Genomic DNA, 17,538 nt, shown 5'->3' on the forward strand with positions numbered 1-17,538 from the left:
CAACTTATCTACCGAAACGCCTCCGTTCGGCCGCTGTGTTCCCGCAAGAGGCCTGCATACTTCGAAATAGGAAAATCGAAGCGCCCGCGCAGATTCAGGTGCCTGAACCGCGAGGGGCTGATGGATGCGCGTGCGGCGTCGTTCACTTGGATGCCTTGCTTTTCGACGGCCTCAACGGCCACCTCCAGATGCACTGCGTTCCAGTACTGAAGAATGTTGGCAAGCAGATTCAAAGCGCCGGAGATTGCGATCATCTCGTCCTTGTCCCGGCCTTTGTCCGGAGCCAGCGGGCCGTAGAAGATCGCGCGCTTCAGTCGATGGGAATTCTCGACCTGCGTCAGGAGCCGGTTGATCTCCCGGCGAAAGTCTTCGTTCAGCAGGTAGTCGCACAGAAAAATCGTGCGCTGCAGGCGCCCGAGATGCTTAGCGGCAAGATATGTGGGGTTTCCCTTCGCCGCACTGCCGAAACGCTCCAGAATCGTGACAGCCGAGCATGTGGCGTTGCCCATCGAGGCGCAGACGCGAACAAACTCATCCCACTGCTCATGGATGAAGCTCTCGTTGACGCCGCACGTCACGACGTCCTTCAGAACCTCCGGTACGTCGAACCCGCGCGGCATCGTCAGATCGAGATCCTTCATGTCGCGGATACGCGAGCAGAGGTCGAAGCCCAGGCCCTTGGCGAATCCCATGCCCACATCGGTATAACCGTGGGTGTCGACCGCGAGGAGGTGGATCGGCACGTCGGTCTGCATGATGACGCCCTGAATGGCGACACCAACTTGGCGATTGTTCAAGACGTGCGGCTGGCTATATGCATAGGCACGGTTGTCGAGAATGTGATCGTAGATCCCGATCGAGGCCGTGCGGCGACGATAATCGACCCGGGAGTTCCACAGTGTCGGGGACGACTGCATGGACATCATGTCGGCCGCTGCGGACGTGCCGTCACCGCTGGCGGCGGCAAATGGCAGCTTCTTGTAGTGCAGCAGCACCGCCTGATTGGCCTTGGCCAGCGTAGTCTCACGCTGGAGTGTACGAACGACGTTGGCGACCTGTTCCTCAGTGATGCCGGGGATCATTTTCGCGACGCCGGCGGCGCCCATGTCAGTCCCGAGCGCCAACAGGCCCGCGTAACACAGCTTGAGTTCGTTTTCGGTACGCGCGGGACGGCCAAGCAGCTTGGAGCTGAAATGTGTGTGCTGATCGACGAACAGCAAGACGTCGGGTAACTGAGCTTCTGGGAGTGCTCGGATGACGTGGTCCCTGGCGATTTTCTGCTTTCCGCCGACCAAGTTGTCGGCCTTCACCTGTGGATAGACCAACTTGTCGTTCTTGATCTTGATCTCACCGGCTTTGACCTTCTCGGCAACTTCAAGCACGCGAGCTTCGGCGAGCTTTTTGATGGGCCCCAGAAACTCGTGTGAATCCAGGGGCAGACGCAACCGATCGTAGTGGCCGCGCTTCGCCTTCTTCCACAGTTCCGGCGAGATCAACATCTCGTCAGGATTGCGATGATCGCCACTGGTGTCGATCCAGCAGGCACCTGCGCGTAGCTTGCGCCTGATCTCGGACAGAACGGAAAACTCAAAGGCATGCATCGCCTTCTCGCGATCCGCTTCCTGATTGACGTCCTTGTCCCACACACTGGGGACATCGAATTTGCGCTTCGGAAGATCGTACTTGCTCTTCTCATAGAGCTGCCCGATCTTGCTGAGGTTAGCGAGTGTGGAATCGCCGTCCGGTCCTTGAATGTCCAGCTCCAGGAGTTTGCGCAACAGCTTTCTCGGGCGCGGATCAGCGCCTGACGTGATTTGCGTGCGGACCTCTTCGGCGCGCGACTTGGGACCGGCGGTGTCCTGGGCATTCGCCATATCCTTGAGTTGCGACTGAACACGCGGATCAGTGATGTCTCCGTGCTTGATGAGGTCAACAAACGACTTGATGACCCTCCGGTATTCCGTGATCGTGTTGGGCTGATTCTCGCGAACGGCCCCCATTGCGCGCGTGTAGATGTTCGTCGTGGTGTCGGCGACCTGCTTGATGATGACGTCGGTGAGCCTGCCCAAGACGGCGCGCAGGAAGCACACGATATGCATCGCGCGGTTCGTATCCGCCATCGTGCGAAGCTGAGACGGGCGGTAGGTTTGGACGGTGCGAAAGAAAATTTCCGCTCGTTCCCGCGGGACCTTCGACAAATCCACGTCGGCCACGCCGATCGCCTTGAGGGTTTCAATCTTGCTGTTGATCTCGTTGAAGTTGTCCTGGGTCCGCTTACCCGGCGGCTCCTGCAGCCAGGCGAGCATCGTGTTTTGGTCCGGCCGCTTCTCCATCAACCAGCGGTACCACTCCTCGATTTGTTTTTCGGGGACGGCCTTCCGGATCTCCATGTAGATCCAGTGGTCCATGTCCTTCATTGCGCGGACTGCGAGGTCGCGGACGGCGCTTTCCGCGGGGATGATCAGCTTGCGGTCGTAGAACCAGGCGAAGGCCGCTTGCAGCAGGCGGTCGGTCGACGACGTGCCCCGGCAGGCCTCTCGCAGAAACTCCATCAACTGCAGCTCCTCCCGGCGCTCGTGGGACCGGAATCCCAAGCGGTCCATGACCCAGGCTTGCTGCGCCCACAGGGTTTGCCGGCGCCGGTACAGAACCTTCAGCGAGCCGATCTGCGGGGCTCTCAACCCAAACTGGCTCGCGAGCAATTGCAGGATCGGTTTTGGGACGACATCCAGCCGTTCCAGTTTGCAGCCGGTCAGGCGGAGAAAGGCCAGCTGTACCCCGAGTGCAATATGAAAACGTTGAGTGAAGCTCGAAGTTTGGATGGCCGCTACGTCGGCTTCTGTCAGGCGGAAATACTCCACCTCCCGATCAAGCAGCTCGCGTGGAAGCGATTGCCAACCAAGATAGTCGTCCTGAATGCGCGCCATTTAGCCCCCTCCGACGTCCCCCCGCGCTCAGTAGCAAGCAGCTTTGGAATCCGGGGTTAATGTAACGGCCTTGGCGGCCAATTGCTTTGCATAGCCGGCGGGCGTCAGCCCGCCGAGCGCTTTCTTCGGTCGTTCCTCGTTGTATTCACGCACCCACGCATTGATCACGGCCTGTGCGTGCGCGAGGCCGATGAACCAGTGCTCGTTGAGGCATTCATCGCGCAGGCGCCCGTTGAACGATTCGACGTAGGCGTTCTGGTTGGGCTTGCCTGGCTCGATCTGACGCAGCATGACGCCGTTGCGATGTGCCCAGGTCAGCATGGCCTTGCCGGTCAGTTCGCGGCCGTTGTCCGATCGAATGACCGACGGCTTGCCACGACGCGCGCAGACTTCGTCGAGCATCCGCGTGAGCTGGTTGCCGCCGATGCTGTGCTGGGCCATCACGGCCACCGCTTCGTGCGTGGCGTCGTCGACGATGACCAGACACTTGAGCGCCCGGCCCGATGCGATCCGGTCGAAGATGAAATCGATCGACCAGACTTCGTTCGCGGTGCTGGGCCGGATCAGCGGCTGACGGTCTGTCGGCAGCACCTTCTTGCGGCGGCGCCGGCGGACGTGCAGCTTCTCCAACGCGTACAGCCGATCCACACGCTTGTGGTTCACCTGCAGGCCGTCCTGCCGCAGCTTCAGGTAAATCATCTCGGCGCCATAGCGCCGATGTTTCTGCGCCAGCGCCACGATCTTCTGTCGCAGATCGGTGTTGCGATCCGGCGCCGGTGCGTAGCGCAGCGAGCTGGCGCTCATGCCGATCGCCGCCAATGCCCGTCGCTCTGTCAGCCCTAACGATTTCATCTCCCGCACCGCCTCGCGTCGAGCCGGTGCGGCCATCACTTTTTTCGCAGCACCTCACGGATGACCTCCGTTTCCAGAAGGCTCTCCGCCAGCATCTTCTTCAGCCGCGCGTTTTCAACTTCCAGGGCCTTCAGCCGCTTGGCATCCGACACGTCCATGCCGCCGAACTTGCTGCGCCACAGGTAGTAGCTGGCGTCCGAGAAGCCGTGCCGTCGGCATAGCTCCTTGATCGGCACGCCAGCATCCGCTTCCTTCAGAAATCCGATGATCTGCTCTTCGCTGAACCGCTTCTTCACGTCCAATCTCCTTGATGGCGGGGATTGGATTCCAAACCGTGTCGCTACTCAACTACGGGGGGACGTCGCCTCAGGAAAAGTTAAAAAATAACGCACCCAAATAATGCGGCCGTGATTCGTGGCCTGAGTAGCGAGGCTGCATCGATCCAGCGAGCGGTGAGCCTACTCCGGAAAAGTACAGCTCTCCAAGCCCAAGCGGAAACTTGTCGGCAGACAAACGGCGCTGCAAGTAGGCGGAATTTGTTGCGCTGATGATTCTGGGCTGTCTTGTTGTCGGATAAGTAAAATATATAAAAACAGATATTTACAACAGTAAATCTGGATGTTCTGGCTTTCTGCGGGCTGAGCTACGTCGTGCAAGTAGGAGGAATTTGTTGCGCTGGAGTGCCTTCTGAAAAGCATCGATTTCGCGATGGAAAGCGGGACGTTTAAGCAGATTATGGTTGGACTTGATGGACATTCCGTTATTAGACTAATAAGAGCTTGTAACTCATTGATCTAAAAAACGCGGATACCGTAGCAATCGCTATAGAAACTGCCGATAGCCCCTCTTCTGCGGAAGGGTATCGCGGACACCCGAGGCCCGGGAGCCAGGGCTGGATCGGCGTAGAATGTGGGGGTGTGCTCCGGGACTCGCTGGGCGAAAGCCTCCCCCCGGGGACGTACGAAACACAAAGCCCACGCACCCGCGTGGGCTTTTTCGTTCGGGGGCCAGGTCCTACTTTGCGGTTTGAAGCCGACGAATCTCCGCCTTCGCTTCGGTGAGCTGCCCCTGGAGCGCCGACAGCTTGCCTTCGAGCTTTGCGGCTTCCCGGACGGCCTCGTCGCGGTCCTTGCGATACTGGTCAAGCGAGGATTGCAGAGACTCCAGCTCGGTCCTGGTGCGATCCGATTCGGCTTTGTGTGTGGCCAGGGTCTTCGTCGATTGCTCTTGTGCCCGCTGGAGCGCGGCCTCTGCTGCTGCAACGGCCTCCTGGCGCTTGGCGGCGTCGCGCTGTGAGCGCGCCAGTTCTGCCTGGGTCGAGGCATGCGCTTTGAGGGTTTCGGCCAGCGACTGTTCGAGCTCACCAACGCGCTTCGCCGCGCTGGTCGCCTCGCGCTCGCGCTCGGTCTGAGAGCGCTGCAGCGCCGTTTTGTGCTCATCCACCCGAGCCAGGAGGTGGCGCTCATTGCCTTCGGCCTGTTCGCGTTGGCGCTGCAACTCGGCGGCGTGGCGCTGCGTGGTGCGTTCGCGTTCGTCCTCGGCGGCACGAGCCTGGGCTTCCGCAGCGGCCGCGCGTGTAGCCTGCGTGGCGAGTTCACGCTCGGCCGTCGCCAGTTTGGCGCTCAGCGTCCGCTGGTGCTCCTTCTGCCGATCGATGTCGGCAGTGAGGCTCGCGACCGCTGCGCGCAGGTCGGCTTTTTCGCTCTCGAAGGTGCGCCGGTCGTCTGCGAGCGCGTCGCGCTCGGCAGCGATCTCCATTTCGAGCGCTTTGCGCTCTTCGCTGGCCTCATCGAGCGCGGTCGAACGGATCTTGTCGTAAAGCTCCGCCGCGGCGGTGGCGATCGGCGCCGGCAGATTCAGCCGAGCCGGCAGGTTCTGGAAGTAGGTTTTGAGGTGCGCATTGACGGTGTTCGGGGATCCCGTGCCCAGCATCGTTCGAACCCCTTCGATCGTCGGGCGATCGCCTTTTTCGAGGAGCAGATCGGCGGCGCGCGTGACGTCATCGAGGGTGATTCCAGGGCGCATCGGGGTCTCCATACTTTCAAAACGGCCAAAATCAGGATAAGTTTCGATAATGGGTATTTATCGAAAGCTATTTTTGAGTATCGTATTAAATAATACATACAATGCATGAATAATATCGAAACTCCAGCCGGCGAGACACTTCTCGCCGCGGTCCAATCCGCCAGCGCGTTGCTCCCCCAAAAGCAGCCGGCCGCCGCCCGCCTCGAAGATCTGGAGGCCGGCGCCGAGACCGCCTTCCAAGCGTTTCGGTTGGCTGCTACCCCAACCAGCACCTGGCAAACGTACGCCCGGGGCCTGCGCTACGTCTGCGGCTGGGCGCAGGCGCGGTTCGGCGAGCCGCTACCCGTGCCCACGCCGCCGGCCGTCGCCACGCAATTCGTCGTCGACCATTTCGGGCTCCCGGTACGCGACAAGGCCGGCCGCCTGACCCTGACGCCGGTACTGCCGGCCGCCCTCGACCAGGCGCTCGTCGACAGTGGTTTCAAGTCCCGCCTGGGCCCGCTGAAAATGTCGACCATCGATCATCGGCTGGCGATTCTGAGCTGGGCGCATCACGAAAAGAACCTGGTCAGCCCCACCGAAGACCCGGCGGTGCGCCGCCTGCTGGCCGACTGCCGCAAGCTGGCCCTGGAACTGGGCCAAGCCCCCAAACCCAAAGCCGCGGCCCCCCAGGACGCGCTCGACGCCATGCTGGCGACCTGTGATGAATCCCTGGAGGGTTTACGCGATCGCGCGGTCCTGCTCTTCGGCTGGTCGAGCGGCGGCCGCCGGCGCTCCGAAATCGCCAACGCCCTGGTCGAGGATCTGGAATGGCTCGATGAGCGGACCGCCGTGTTCTCGATGCGACAGTCGAAGACCGGCGACACGGGCCCCAAACCGGTAGTCGAGGACGCGGCGGCTGCACTACGCGCCTGGCTCGACCGCGCCGGTATCCGTACCGGTCCGCTCTTCCGTCGGCTATACCGGGGTGGCGCCACGCTGGGCGGCGGCCTGACGCCGCATTCGATCGGCCAGATCGTCAAAAGCCGCGCAGAGCTGGCCGGCCTGGTGGGCGACTTCGCCGGTCACAGTCTGCGTCGCGGCTTTGTCACCGAAGCCGGCGCCAACCAGCTGCCGCTCGCCGACACGATGGCGATGACGGGGCACCGCACGGTGAAGTCGGTGGTCCGGTATGGCGATGCCGGCGCCTTGGCGCGCAGCCCGGCGGCGCGGCTGCTGGCTGCCGGTCGCAAGCGTCGATCACCTCCCGACGTCGGGTGAAACCCGACGTTTTCAGAGTGGCTAAATTTCGACCAGAATCATCAAGGTGGGCTAATTCTCCTATCCGGACACTTGTATTGCATTTTGCCGCCCACAAGTGGTAGTTGGGTCGCATCGAAGGACACCCAATATCTGGTGTCTGGCGCCCGGGGAGTACACCGATGGGCGCAGAACTCAGTTTTTTCTCGGTCGACAACGGGGACATGACGCTGCTGGTGACCGACTCCGGCAAGCGCATCCTGATCGACTGCAACATCCGCGATGTTACCGGCGATGACCCGCCCCCGGATGTGCTCAAGCAGCTTAAGGAGCGGCTGCTCAACGACAGCGACGGCCGCTACTACGTCGATGCCTTCCTGCTCAGTCATCCCGATCTCGATCACTGCCGCGGCTTTGCCGCCAACTTCTACTGCGGCAAACCGGACGACTTCCCGAAGAAGAGCGAGAAAATCTTCATCCGCGAGCTCTGGTCGTCGCCGATGATCTTCCGCCGCAAGGAGCGCCACGAAACCTTGAGCGACGATGCCAAGGCCTTCAACAAGGAAGCCCGCCGCCGGGTACAGCGCTTCCGTGATGCCCACGGCGCAGTGTCGAACGGCGATCGCATTCTGATCCTGGGCGAGGATCAGGACAACAAACAGGACGGGCTCGAAGCGATCGTCGTCAAGGCCGGCCATCGCTTCCAGACGGTCTGCGGTGAGTGGCAGTCGAACTTCAGCGCGTTTCTGCTCGCACCTGCGTCCAAGGGTACCGAAGAGGAAGAAGAGCTGCGCTCGAAGAACAACTCGAGCGTCATCCTGCAGATGAAGATCGGTTCGGGCATCAATCTGGATGCGTGCCGGTTCCTGTGTGGCGGCGATGCCGGCTACGCCATCTGGGAACGCCTGTGGGACAAGTACAAGGACAACACCGACGTCCTGAAGTACGACGTCCTGCTAACGCCGCACCACTGCTCGTGGCACTCCCTGTCAGCCGACAGCATCAGCGACCTCGGCGACGACGCCAAGGTGAGCGACGACGCGCGCAGTGCCTTGTCCCAAGGGCGCGACAACGCCCGGCTCGTTGCGAGCTGCAAGCCGATCAAGGACGACGACGACGATCCGCCAAGCTACCGCGCGAAGGAGGAATACGACAACATCCGGTCGGGCTTCAAGGGCCGGTTCTACCAGACCTCCAGTTACCGCGAGCCACCGTTTGAGCTGGAGATCGGTTCAGCGGGCTCCGTCCCGAAGTCGGCTACGGTTACCGCGCCTACCAAGGCCGCGACTACTGCCGTCGGTGGCAGCGTGCTGTCACATGGCAGCGTGCTCGCCCATGGCTGAAGGCGCGAATGCGCAACCTGGTATTACAGCGGGCGCTCGATAGCATCGCTGCCCATCGCGACTTCCGCGGATGGGAAGGCGCGATCGAAGTGCTGACGTCCGGCGAGCACATCGCACGGTTCTGGTTGGGCGTCGAGATGCCCCCAGGCTGGGTGAAGGACGGTCAGAGTCCCACCGGTGTTCAGCCTGTCGAGCTGATCTCCGCGAAGTTTCCCGCGACGTTCCCGGCTGAAGTACCTCAGTTCGAACTGCGCGCCGATTTTCCGAGAAACCTGCCACACCTGCTGCCGATGCATGCGGGCGAAAACCCGCGTCCGTGTCTGGTGTTGGGTTCTGTCGAGAATCTCTTCCGTCAGCGTGGCGTGGCAGCGATGCTCGAGCAGCTGTATGTCTGGCTGTTCCGCGCGGCCAACGATCGACTCAATGACGATCCTGCGAGCTGGGAGCCCGCTCGCCGAGACACCGTTCAACACCGCGTTCTTGCGAATGAATCCGCGATCCACGCGCTGCAGGGTTCACGAAACCCACTGACGTACTTCAATGCCGTCTATGCGACATGGAAGAATGCGCAGGGGGTTCACCATCAGATTGAGGTGCTCGACACGACGACAACACTCGGAACGTCGACGTGGGAGAAGATGCGCCAGAAGAACCTGCCGGATGGATGGCACTGTGGGGACACGATTTGCGTTGTCCTCAATCACGAGAAAAATGCCGACGGTTCGCAATTCATGGCGAGCACGTACTTGCCCGACGATGTGGTGGATATCGAGTCGCTGCGTCGCTCAGCGCAGGCCTGGCACTGCGAACCAGCGTTGAATTCCTTTCTCGGCGCATTGAATGGCCACGTCAAGCGCATATCGCGCTCAGCATCCTCAAAGGCGTTTCCCGTGCTGCTGTTGTTCAACGTCCGCAGACCGCGTCCGCTCGCTGGAAGCACGTCTCACATCGAGACCATGGGGTACGTGATTGAGGTTCAGGGCCAGCGCGGCGATCTCATCCGAGCGGATACGCCTGTACGCCCCGCTGGTGTGCTGGAGCGCCTGAGCCCGGAGCTGCTCCGGCGGTTTAACCAACAGGATTCCAATGCACCGACCAGGAAGTGGTCGTTGGTCGGTTGTGGCAGCCTGGGGTCGAAAATCGCATTGCACATGGCGAGGAGTGGCCGCGCACCGGGCTTTCTGGTCGATCACGCGGTGATGGGGGCACACAATTTCGCGCGTCACGCCTGTCTTCCAGGACACGAGCGCATCATCGACTACTTTCCTCGGCCGAAATCGTGTGCGCTGCGCGAGGCGCTGGAATCCCTGGGCCCTAGACCTGAGATCAGCGTCGAGCCGCTTGAAGCGGTACTTCAGCGGGCCACGGATGTTCGAAAGATCGTTGCGAACTCTGAGTTTCTGCTCGTCAACACCACGGCATCAGTGGCGGTCCGCAATGCCCTTGCGGATTGGAATGGCGAGGTGCGTGTGGCAGAAGGTGCCCTGTTGAGTCGCGGCCGTGTTGGCTACTTCGGAATCGAAGGTTCGGATCGCAATCCAAACCTGGATGAACTGTGGACGCGCTTCTTGTGGCGCCAGTCGCAGAACCCGAAGCTGGCAGGCATGGTGTTCTCCGAAGAAGCGCAACTGGAGGCGATCCGCCTCGGCACTGGATGCGGTACCGAAACGATGGCGGTGAGCGATGCCACCATATCGCTTCAGGCCAGCGGGATGAGCACTGAGCTCGCCCGTTGCCATGAGCAGGGCCTGGAGCAAAACGTCGGCGTCTTGTTGCGCAGCGATCTCAAGGAAGATGGCCTGTCTGTTGAATGGCATCGCGAAGCCGTTGAGCCGTTCTGGCGAGTGGTGCTGGAGTCTTCCGATGGCATGCAATGGCAACTTCATCTTTCAGAACACGCGCATCAAAAGATTCAAGCGGATATTGCGCGATACCCTGGCGACGAGACCGGCGGCGTTCTTTGGGGATACGTCAACGATGCGATTGGGGCAATCTACGTGCTCGATGTTGTCGAGGCACCGCCCGACAGTAGTCGATCGCCAACGCGATTCGATTTGGGGATCGAAGGCTTGGCGAAATTGCTGGACGAGATGCGCCGGCCGTCAGGCGGGCGCTTTACCTGCGTGGGAACTTGGCACAACCATCTCGCCGACGTGGGACCATCCGGAACAGATCGACAGACGGCTGAGAAAATCGCGCAGGGGTCGCCTTCAACGAATGCGCTGCTGATCTCAACACCGTCCTCCTACTGCGGCCTTCTGGCTGAGCCACCCAAGGTGTAGAGCCCATGGATACCAAGATCCCGTTTACGTCCTACGATTTCTGGGCCTATCTGTCAGCCGGCTCACTCTTCCTTGCCGCCATCGATTTTGCGTCGGGGACTGGCTGGTTGCTACAGAAAGACTGGTCCGCGGCTCAGATAGCAGTAGCGGTCTCGGCCGCGTACGCGATCGGCCATCTGATTGCAGGACTGTCCAGCTTTTTCATCGAACGCCTGCTGGTTGGGCGCCTCCTGGGCCCGCCGCGCAAGAATCTTTTTGGTCAGCGCACATGGTCCGGTGAGCGCCTGCGCCGCGTGCTGCCGAGCTACTACCAGGCGTTGCCCCCGGAAACACAGGCGGCAGTGCTCAGGAGTGCGCAGTCTCACGGTGTCACACAGCCGGGCGAGGCACTGTTCTGGGTCGCGTTCGATTCCGCACGCCGGTCGCCACCTGTGATGGCGCGTCTCGACAATTTTCTGAATCAGTACGGGTTTTGTCGGAACACCGCAGTGGTTGCGCTGATTGACGCCGCTGTCTTGTTCTGGGGACACCACCAAGCCCACGGCACGAATGTTCACCTTTGGCTGTCGTGGGCGGCATTGCTGATGTCTCTGGGGATGACGCTTCGGTACATGAAGTTCTATCGTCTGTATGCCAACGAAGTCTTCACTGCCTTCGCTCACCAGAAGCCATAGAACGTACTGGGGAACGAGCGATGCCGTTGCAGGGTGAAATGCGGTTGATGATTCAAGACGTTCAACATGGGGCCTGCGCGCTCCTCCGCCATTTCAATGGGCAGGTAGGTGGTCGCCTGGCCATGATCGACTCTGGCTCTGCGCCGGACTGGCGGCCCAGTACCTACATCGTCAACTCGCTTGGTCTGAGGCGGGTCGACTACCTGTTCATTACGAATGCTGACCAGGATCACATGAGCGACCTGCAGGGGTTGTTCGATGCCGGCATTGATGTCGGGGTCTTGCTTCGAAACTACAGCTATACGGCCGATCAGATTCGACAGATCAAGAGACAGGGCGGCGTTCTGAGCGCCGACGCCGAGCGCTATGTCGGTATGTGTGCCACCTATAATCAACCGGCTGTCGAGCCATTCGATCAGTACATGGGGGGCATCATGACGACGACGTACTGCAATGCGTATCCCAGATTCCCGGACACGAATAACTTGAGCTTGGCTGTCTTTATCAAGTTCGGCGCGTTCAAGATTCTGTTTCCAGGCGACCTGGAGAAGCCAGGGTGGCGCGCGTTGCTCCAACAGCCAGCTTTTCGCGCTGAGCTAGCCGACACTGATGTGTTCTTTGCCTCGCATCACGGCAGAGAAAATGGCTTCTGTGCGGAGGTGTTCGACTACTGCCAGCCTTCTGCTGTGATCATTTCGGATAAGCCCATTGAGCACGAGACCCAGCAAATGGTGCCGGACTACCGAGCCGTGGTGCGGGACGCTGGCGTGACGGTTCGCACAACGGGTAGGCAGCGGCATGTCCTGACCACACGCCGTGATGGTGCGATCCTGATCACAGCTGGCAGTGACAATCACTACACGATCGACACGGAACACCGGGGCTAGCATCGATTTGAGGCGCGTGCACGTCGAAGATCTGGCCTCGACCTTACCGCATCGGCAACACCTAGATCTCTACGCCGCCTGTCATAGCTCGACACCGCCGTTCTTAAAGTTCGCTAACCGCGCGCAGCACTTTTTGGGCTCGACGCCGTTGTTTCGCATTTGATGCTCTCCTCTGGCTACCACTCTTTGATGATTCCGTTCACTTGATCTCTGCCGGTCTGTCGGTGACGTGCCATGGTTCCGCCTCCACCTGGAACGCCAGGGCAATTTCAGCCATCGTGTACGGGCCAAAATCGGGGGTGTTCCACAGCCTCAAAACGTAGAGCCATCCATCGCGGTCTTCCAGGACTCGGAGTTCTTTGTCGGGGAAGTCGAGAGTCCGAAAGCGCAGAAGTCGTAGAAAGCGCGGTGGAGCACCGGCTGGTTCGTTTTCGCTCATGCCGCAGGACCGCGCTTTTCAGCGACCAAACGACCCGACTCTTGCTTGAGTAACTCGCCGTAAGCTGCCCACAAGGCATCGCCCAGCTGGAGCCCGAGGTTCACGTCATCGATGTCGGTGCCAAACACCCGATCTACGAGCGGTGGAAACAGCAGCCACGTCTGTGCTTTCGCGTAAAACGCCAGCGTTCCACAAGTAGCGGTTACAACTATCTGGTTTTCGGGGATGTACCCGTACTGGTCCCAGACCACCTCCGGAAACTCCCTGTCGGGAGTGCTGTCCATCTGCCGAATCGACGAGGGCCCGGATATCCACATGGCCACGATCGAACCTGACACCTCGCCGAGTTGGATGTCGGCGCTCACTGCGGCGAGTCCCTGGCGGGGTTCTTCGAAGCCTTGATCCGGTGATAGTTCTGGGCATGCTTGCTGAGGAAGACCCCCATTGAATCGCGGTATTTGAGAACGTCCGGCGGGAGTTCAAGCTCCAGAGCCGACGCTATCGCGACGGCGTACTTGAGCTGATTCTCCGTTGGCGGGAGGACATTTCCCTCAAGCAGGGCCGTTACGTTGTCCACGATGAAGCGCGCAAGATCGCTCCGGCGGCGCTCCGCCATTTGGGGAGGATCGGACCGGCCAAGGATATGGCTCAGTCGCTCTTCAATGTGGGGATCGAAGGGAAGATCCAGGTGGAGCTCGGAATCCCCGGAGATCAATCGAAAACACACGCGTCACCCTCAGTCCTGTCGAAAAGTCATATGAAGCACGCACTTGGTCGCACTTCTCTCGCAATTCGGACTGCCCGCTGTGCATCGAGAGATGGGCCATTTCGGGGGGGGGCAGCAAACATCGCTACCCGACCGACCTGGTCCAGATGCCCTATAGATTCTCAGACTATAGTCCGTAGATCAATAGTCCGCAGGGTTTCATTGTCGCCGGGCAATGCCGGCCAATGTCGAAAAGCGGAATCCCTTAGCGGTTGCCTTCGGAAAGGCGCTCAGGGCTGCGCGCGATAAAACAGACCTGTCTCAGGAGGGGCTCGGCCTAGCTTGCGGGATCGATCGGACCTACGTCTCGATGCTGGAGCGCGGCGAGCGTCAGCCCACGCTGACCACGGTATTCGCGCTATGCGCCGAGCTCGGCATCCATCCCGAGCAGCTGGTTGCGGAAACTAGGCAAGCGTTCCGAAAAGGAACCCGCTGAACAAATGGCCTCAGCATATCGGTACAAGTCTTAGAGGTGCCGGAGGCTAACCGATACCGCACAGGCGGAACGGCGGCGAAGTGCCAGAAGCGGCGGCTCGCGAACGGCGACTTTCGGGCAAGGATTCTCGCATCGGCTTGCTCTTGTGCGTGACCTTGGCGCAGACCTCGCCCTGAGGTCGGGCATCATTATCGGACGGCGTCCGGAAGTAGAGCCCGGATTAGCCGAAGTGATGAGCTGGCCGTACTATCGGAGCCGAAGATGGGGTTGTTTTGTTTTCGACGCAGAATGTGACGACCAGCCACAGATTCAGCCTTATATTTCAAGGCGTTACATCGCCAGCGTATTTGCGAACCTTTGGGGGGGGATCAACTTGTGTGACGAGCACGGTCGCGTGGGTGAATCTTCTGGCGCCACTCGGCGTTGAATCCAACGAACACCCATTGCGGTGAGGAATTCGGCTTCCTTTCCCCCGCCGAGGAGAAGCCTTTCATTCCGAGCAGGAAAGTCCGTCTATGGCCTCTTCGCTTTCGCAGAAGCCTTTTTCCCAAGGCTTTTAGCGCCGGGCTTGATATCGCTGGTCTTCCTGCGTACTTCTTCCTCCAGCGCCTGACAAAGGTGAGCTTCCCGACCCAGCCCGTCCTGCATGGCTTCCTGTGCCCTGCGTAGTGCATCACCCAGGCCGTCCAGGCGCGCCAGTTGTTCCTCGAGTGCGCCCACTCGCGCCGCGTGCTGGCTGTTCGATCTCTCTTCCTGGCCGAGCCGAAGGCGAAGTTCCGCTTCTCGGTGCTGGGCCTCGCGCACGGCCTGCTGATGGGCACGATCGACCCGCTCCAATTCAGTTCGCAGGACTTTTGCCTCGTGGCGGGCGCGATCGACCTCTGTATGGCCTCGATCTTCGACTGCCCGCAGGTGCTGGGCAGCCGCTTCGCGCTCTAGCAGGCTGTTGAGAAACACCCCGCGATTGCCGTGTCGATAGCTCCTGTCGATTGTTCCGGCGAGGGTTCAGCGTCGATCTTGGCGCCAAACGCGGACTCCGGGCGCACCTTTCCTCAGGTCGGCGACGGCGACCACCAGCCACCGATACCACCCAGTCGAATCAGGTTGTACGCCGCAAAGGTCCAGGTGGTGAACGCGCGCACTCGGCGCAGACCGACATGGCGCAGTTTGCGCAATCCACCGAACGTCTTTGCCCATCCGAATCCTTGTTCGATGCGTTTGCGGACTTGCTGGCTGATCGCATAACCCTTGCTGCGCGCGATGTGCTCATCGACAGCACTGCGCCGGCCTGAGGTGTTGCGGGCGATATGTGGCTGGACGCCACGTGCCTTCAGTGAGTCCACGAAATCCTGAGTGTCGTACCCCTTGTCGGCGCCGAGCGTCGCGCCGTTGCCGATCCCGGCCTCGACGAGCATGGCCAACGCCGCCTCTCGCTCGGAGGTGCCGGTGGCATGACAGACGTCGACCGGCACGATGAGTCCGTTGCGATTCTCCATCAGCGTGCTGGCCTGATAGCTGAGCATGGCTTCCTTGCCTTTCCCCTTGCGCATCAGGCGAGCGTCCGGATCGGTGGTGGACGCATGCGTGTCGTTGCTGCGCGGCCGCCCGCGGAAGTCGTCGCCTCGGCCATCGTCGTCGCCATCCTTGGGGCGGAAGCTTTTGTGCGAGGCCCAGGCCTCCAGCAGCGTGCCATCCACGGAAAAGTGCTCGTTGCTCACCAATTCGTTGACACGCGCTAGCAGCACGGTGTGCTGGAAGAAGTGCTGAGCGATCTCGGCATCGAACAGGCGATCGCGGTTGAACGAAAACGTCGAGTGGTCCCACACCGGATCATCAATGTTGAGCCCGACAAACCAGCGGAACAGCAGGTTGTAGTCCATCTGCTCCATCAGCAGCCGCTCGCTGCGCACGCTGTAGACGACCTGCAGCAGCGCTGCTCTGAGTAACCGCTCCGGGGGGATCGACGGACGGCCATGCTTGGCGTAACGGCTCGAGAACTCGGCATCGAGCCCGGCCAGTATCGTGTCCACCAGTACCCGCAGCTTGCGGATCGGATGGTCGGCAGGAACACGCTGTTCCACCGAAACGTAGGAGAACATGCCAAGCTGCTGCTGATCGGGGCTGCGCATTCGCTTGCGGGGCGCGGTCAATTGAGGTCGTCTATGACAACGGATCTCGCAGGGAGTTTCTCAACAGCCTGCTAAGGCAAAGCCGGCAACGACCCAATCGCTGTCTGCAATTCATCGAACACGGCCCGGACTCTCGCTGACACAGGGGCGCGCTGAGGCCGATAGACATACAAGCCCCAAGCCGGCGGCTCTTCCTTCTGCAGAACCCGCACCAGTTTTCCACTGGCGATATAGGGGGCCGCCATGTAGTCCGCCAATTGAGCAAACGCAATTCCGGCCAATGCAGCGCCCATTTCCATGTCGGCGTTGTCCGCGATGAAGGCTGGCGACACAGGCGTCCACTGGCGTCCTGCACTGAAGTGCCAGGACCACGGTCGCCCGGTATTGATGTCGATGGCCGCTGTCACCGGAAAATCGGCCAGTTCATCGACTCCATCTGGTGTTCCCACCTTCTTAATCAGACGCGGAGCTGCAACGATTGGGAGGCGCATATCGGCAGCCTTGCGCGCGACGAAACGACTGTCGCGCATGAACCCGACCCTGATCCCGACATCGATCTTCTCGTCGACCGCGTTGCTGATGCGATCTGACAAGCGCACATCCAGCATGACGTCGGGATGACGTTTGGCAACCCGCTCCATTGCAGGCAGCACAGCCCTAGTCCCCAGGCTATGCGGTGCGGTGACCCGAACCGTACCGGACACGGAAGCCTGTTGATCGGCGCCAGGAACGGTCCATAGCTCCTCAACCTGCTCCAGCGCGGGGCGCACCTGCTCCAGCAACCGTTCGCCGAAGGCCGTGATGCGTACCTGCCGCGTGCTTCGATGGAATAACACCTCGCCGTAGTGCCGCTCCAGTCGCTGAATGGCACGTGTGACGCCTTGTGGAGACGTTCCGAGCCGGACCGCCGCGTCACGAAAACTGCTGCTGTCGGCCGTCACCCGGAAGATGCGTAGCAGTTCGAATTCATTGTTCACGACGCGTCTACTCGGCTGGTTGCGATGTCTGACTTTATTCCACATTCAGGAATTATGAAATCGTAATAATTCCATATACAAAAACTGCGCGATTTCCCAGACTTGCCCCCGTTCCGGAATGCCCCGGACCCGGCCACCAGCACACGGAACCCGAATGAACACTTCGCACCTGATCACCGCCTACTACGACGCCTTCAATCGCGGCGACCGCGAGGCCATGTTGTCGATGCTGACCGATGACGTCGCCCACGACCTGAACCAAGGGGCGCGCGAAACCGGCCGCGATGCGTTCCGCGCCTTTCTGCAACGCATGGATCGCTGCTACGGCGAGCAATTGCGGGACATCGTGGTGATGGTCAGCGCCGACGGCCTGCGCGCGGGCGCCGAATACGTGGTGCACGGCGAATACAAGGTGACCGACGAGGGGCTGCCGGAAGCCGAAGGCCAGCGCTACGTGCTGCCGGGCGGCGCGTTCTTTGACGTCCGTGACGGCAAAATCGCGCGCGTCACCAACTACTACAACCTGGACGACTGGATCGCCCAGGTTGGCGGGAACCGCTGA

Annotated in this window: 15 protein-coding genes and 1 pseudogene; 8 read left to right on the forward strand and 8 right to left on the reverse strand. The window is 60.7% G+C overall.

The features are described from left to right. Window positions 1–8: 8 nt before the first annotated feature. The 3 genes and pseudogenes from BMY12_RS01385 to BMY12_RS01395 all read right to left on the reverse strand — a co-directional run bounded on the left by BMY12_RS01385 (window position 9) and on the right by BMY12_RS01395 (window position 5,804). Complete coding sequence (locus tag BMY12_RS01385) at window positions 9–2,927, reverse strand: Tn3 family transposase (RefSeq protein ID WP_093280985.1); 2,919 nt, start codon at window positions 2,925–2,927, stop codon at window positions 9–11. A gap of 69 nt (window positions 2,928–2,996) precedes the next feature. After that, window positions 2,997–4,075: pseudogene (locus BMY12_RS01390) on the reverse strand (IS3 family transposase); the annotation flags it as partial. A 718-nt stretch (window positions 4,076–4,793) separates the two neighbouring features. After that, entirely contained in the window at window positions 4,794–5,804 is a 1,011-nt protein-coding gene (locus BMY12_RS01395; protein ID WP_177188789.1) for a DNA-binding protein, read from the reverse strand. Between the two features lie 105 nt (window positions 5,805–5,909). On the opposite strand from BMY12_RS01395, the gene BMY12_RS01400 reads away from it, so the two are divergent. From BMY12_RS01400 to BMY12_RS01420, 5 genes are all read left to right on the forward strand, one after another. After that, the gene (locus tag BMY12_RS01400; RefSeq protein WP_093280993.1) at window positions 5,910–7,064 is read left to right on the forward strand and encodes a site-specific integrase; all 1,155 of its coding nucleotides are present in this window, start codon (window positions 5,910–5,912) and stop codon (window positions 7,062–7,064) included. 161 nt (window positions 7,065–7,225) lie between these two features. Next, window positions 7,226–8,386: an anti-phage 6A-MBL system MBL-fold protein gene (mblB, locus tag BMY12_RS01405; protein ID WP_093280994.1), complete on the forward strand. Its 1,161-nt coding sequence runs from the start codon at window positions 7,226–7,228 to the stop codon at window positions 8,384–8,386. An 8-nt stretch (window positions 8,387–8,394) separates the two neighbouring features. Next, a complete protein-coding gene (gene cap2-3, locus BMY12_RS01410; protein WP_093280998.1) occupies window positions 8,395–10,668 on the forward strand; it encodes an anti-phage 6A-MBL system cap2_3 protein in 2,274 nt (757 codons plus the stop codon). A gap of 5 nt (window positions 10,669–10,673) precedes the next feature. Next, a complete protein-coding gene (locus BMY12_RS01415) occupies window positions 10,674–11,342 on the forward strand; it encodes a hypothetical protein (RefSeq protein ID WP_093281000.1) in 669 nt (222 codons plus the stop codon). A gap of 20 nt (window positions 11,343–11,362) precedes the next feature. Further along, entirely contained in the window at window positions 11,363–12,229 is an 867-nt protein-coding gene (locus tag BMY12_RS01420) for a ComEC/Rec2 family competence protein (protein WP_245732300.1), read from the forward strand. Window positions 12,230–12,428: 199 nt separating this feature from the next. Here the strand turns inward: BMY12_RS01420 and BMY12_RS01425 are convergent, their stop codons facing one another. The 3 genes from BMY12_RS01425 to BMY12_RS01435 are packed head-to-tail and all read right to left on the reverse strand — an operon-like array spanning window position 12,429 to window position 13,284. Beyond that, complete coding sequence (locus tag BMY12_RS01425) at window positions 12,429–12,668, reverse strand: hypothetical protein (RefSeq protein WP_093281003.1); 240 nt, start codon at window positions 12,666–12,668, stop codon at window positions 12,429–12,431. Beyond that, window positions 12,665–13,033 carry a hypothetical protein gene (locus BMY12_RS01430; protein WP_093281005.1) on the reverse strand — a complete coding sequence of 123 codons (369 nt, stop codon included), beginning with the start codon at window positions 13,031–13,033 and terminating at the stop codon, window positions 12,665–12,667. Before BMY12_RS01430 ends, BMY12_RS01425 begins: the two co-directional genes overlap by 4 nt. After that, window positions 13,030–13,284 (reverse strand): hypothetical protein, encoded by a 255-nt coding sequence (locus BMY12_RS01435; protein ID WP_143068800.1) that lies wholly within the window; start codon window positions 13,282–13,284, stop codon window positions 13,030–13,032. The genes BMY12_RS01430 and BMY12_RS01435 overlap by 4 nt, the downstream gene beginning before the upstream one ends. 325 nt (window positions 13,285–13,609) lie before the next feature. On the opposite strand from BMY12_RS01435, the gene BMY12_RS01440 reads away from it, so the two are divergent. Beyond that, window positions 13,610–13,870, forward strand: a complete 261-nt coding sequence (locus BMY12_RS01440; RefSeq protein ID WP_093281011.1) for a helix-turn-helix domain-containing protein — start codon at window positions 13,610–13,612, stop codon at window positions 13,868–13,870. A 699-nt stretch (window positions 13,871–14,569) separates the two neighbouring features. After that, complete coding sequence (locus BMY12_RS01445; protein WP_093281013.1) at window positions 14,570–14,809, forward strand: hypothetical protein; 240 nt, start codon at window positions 14,570–14,572, stop codon at window positions 14,807–14,809. A 113-nt stretch (window positions 14,810–14,922) separates the two neighbouring features. On the opposite strand, the gene BMY12_RS01450 is transcribed toward BMY12_RS01445, so the two are convergent. Both BMY12_RS01450 and BMY12_RS01455 read right to left on the reverse strand, forming a co-directional pair. Continuing rightward, window positions 14,923–15,999, reverse strand: a complete 1,077-nt coding sequence (locus tag BMY12_RS01450) for an IS5 family transposase (RefSeq protein WP_093281016.1) — start codon at window positions 15,997–15,999, stop codon at window positions 14,923–14,925. Window positions 16,000–16,070: 71 nt separating this feature from the next. Next, window positions 16,071–16,976 carry a LysR family transcriptional regulator gene (locus BMY12_RS01455; RefSeq protein ID WP_093281018.1) on the reverse strand — a complete coding sequence of 302 codons (906 nt, stop codon included), beginning with the start codon at window positions 16,974–16,976 and terminating at the stop codon, window positions 16,071–16,073. A gap of 154 nt (window positions 16,977–17,130) precedes the next feature. Between BMY12_RS01455 and BMY12_RS01460 the strand changes: the two genes are divergently transcribed. Then, on the forward strand, window positions 17,131–17,538 hold the full coding sequence (locus BMY12_RS01460; protein WP_093281021.1) for a ketosteroid isomerase-related protein: 408 nt from the start codon (window positions 17,131–17,133) through the stop codon (window positions 17,536–17,538).

The organism is Solimonas aquatica, from assembly GCF_900111015.1.
GTDB lineage: Bacteria > Pseudomonadota > Gammaproteobacteria > Nevskiales > Nevskiaceae > Solimonas > Solimonas aquatica.

What these genes read in the sequence shown, in the direction of transcription:
- BMY12_RS01385 (WP_093280985.1), bottom strand. Translation starts at nt 2,927, where the DNA reads ATGGCGCGCATTCAGGACGACTATCTTGGTTGGCAATCGCTTCCACGC.
- BMY12_RS01395 (WP_177188789.1), bottom strand. Translation starts at nt 5,804, where the DNA reads ATGCGCCCTGGAATCACCCTCGATGACGTCACGCGCGCCGCCGATCTG.
- BMY12_RS01400 (WP_093280993.1), top strand. Translation starts at nt 5,910, where the DNA reads ATGAATAATATCGAAACTCCAGCCGGCGAGACACTTCTCGCCGCGGTC.
- mblB (WP_093280994.1), top strand. Translation starts at nt 7,226, where the DNA reads ATGGGCGCAGAACTCAGTTTTTTCTCGGTCGACAACGGGGACATGACG.
- cap2-3 (WP_093280998.1), top strand. Translation starts at nt 8,395, where the DNA reads ATGCGCAACCTGGTATTACAGCGGGCGCTCGATAGCATCGCTGCCCAT.
- BMY12_RS01415 (WP_093281000.1), top strand. Translation starts at nt 10,674, where the DNA reads ATGGATACCAAGATCCCGTTTACGTCCTACGATTTCTGGGCCTATCTG.
- BMY12_RS01420 (WP_245732300.1), top strand. Translation starts at nt 11,363, where the DNA reads ATGCCGTTGCAGGGTGAAATGCGGTTGATGATTCAAGACGTTCAACAT.
- BMY12_RS01425 (WP_093281003.1), bottom strand. Translation starts at nt 12,668, where the DNA reads ATGAGCGAAAACGAACCAGCCGGTGCTCCACCGCGCTTTCTACGACTT.
- BMY12_RS01435 (WP_143068800.1), bottom strand. Translation starts at nt 13,284, where the DNA reads ATGGCGGAGCGCCGCCGGAGCGATCTTGCGCGCTTCATCGTGGACAAC.
- BMY12_RS01440 (WP_093281011.1), top strand. Translation starts at nt 13,610, where the DNA reads ATGCCGGCCAATGTCGAAAAGCGGAATCCCTTAGCGGTTGCCTTCGGA.
- BMY12_RS01450 (WP_093281016.1), bottom strand. Translation starts at nt 15,999, where the DNA reads ATGCGCAGCCCCGATCAGCAGCAGCTTGGCATGTTCTCCTACGTTTCG.
- BMY12_RS01460 (WP_093281021.1), top strand. Translation starts at nt 17,131, where the DNA reads ATGAACACTTCGCACCTGATCACCGCCTACTACGACGCCTTCAATCGC.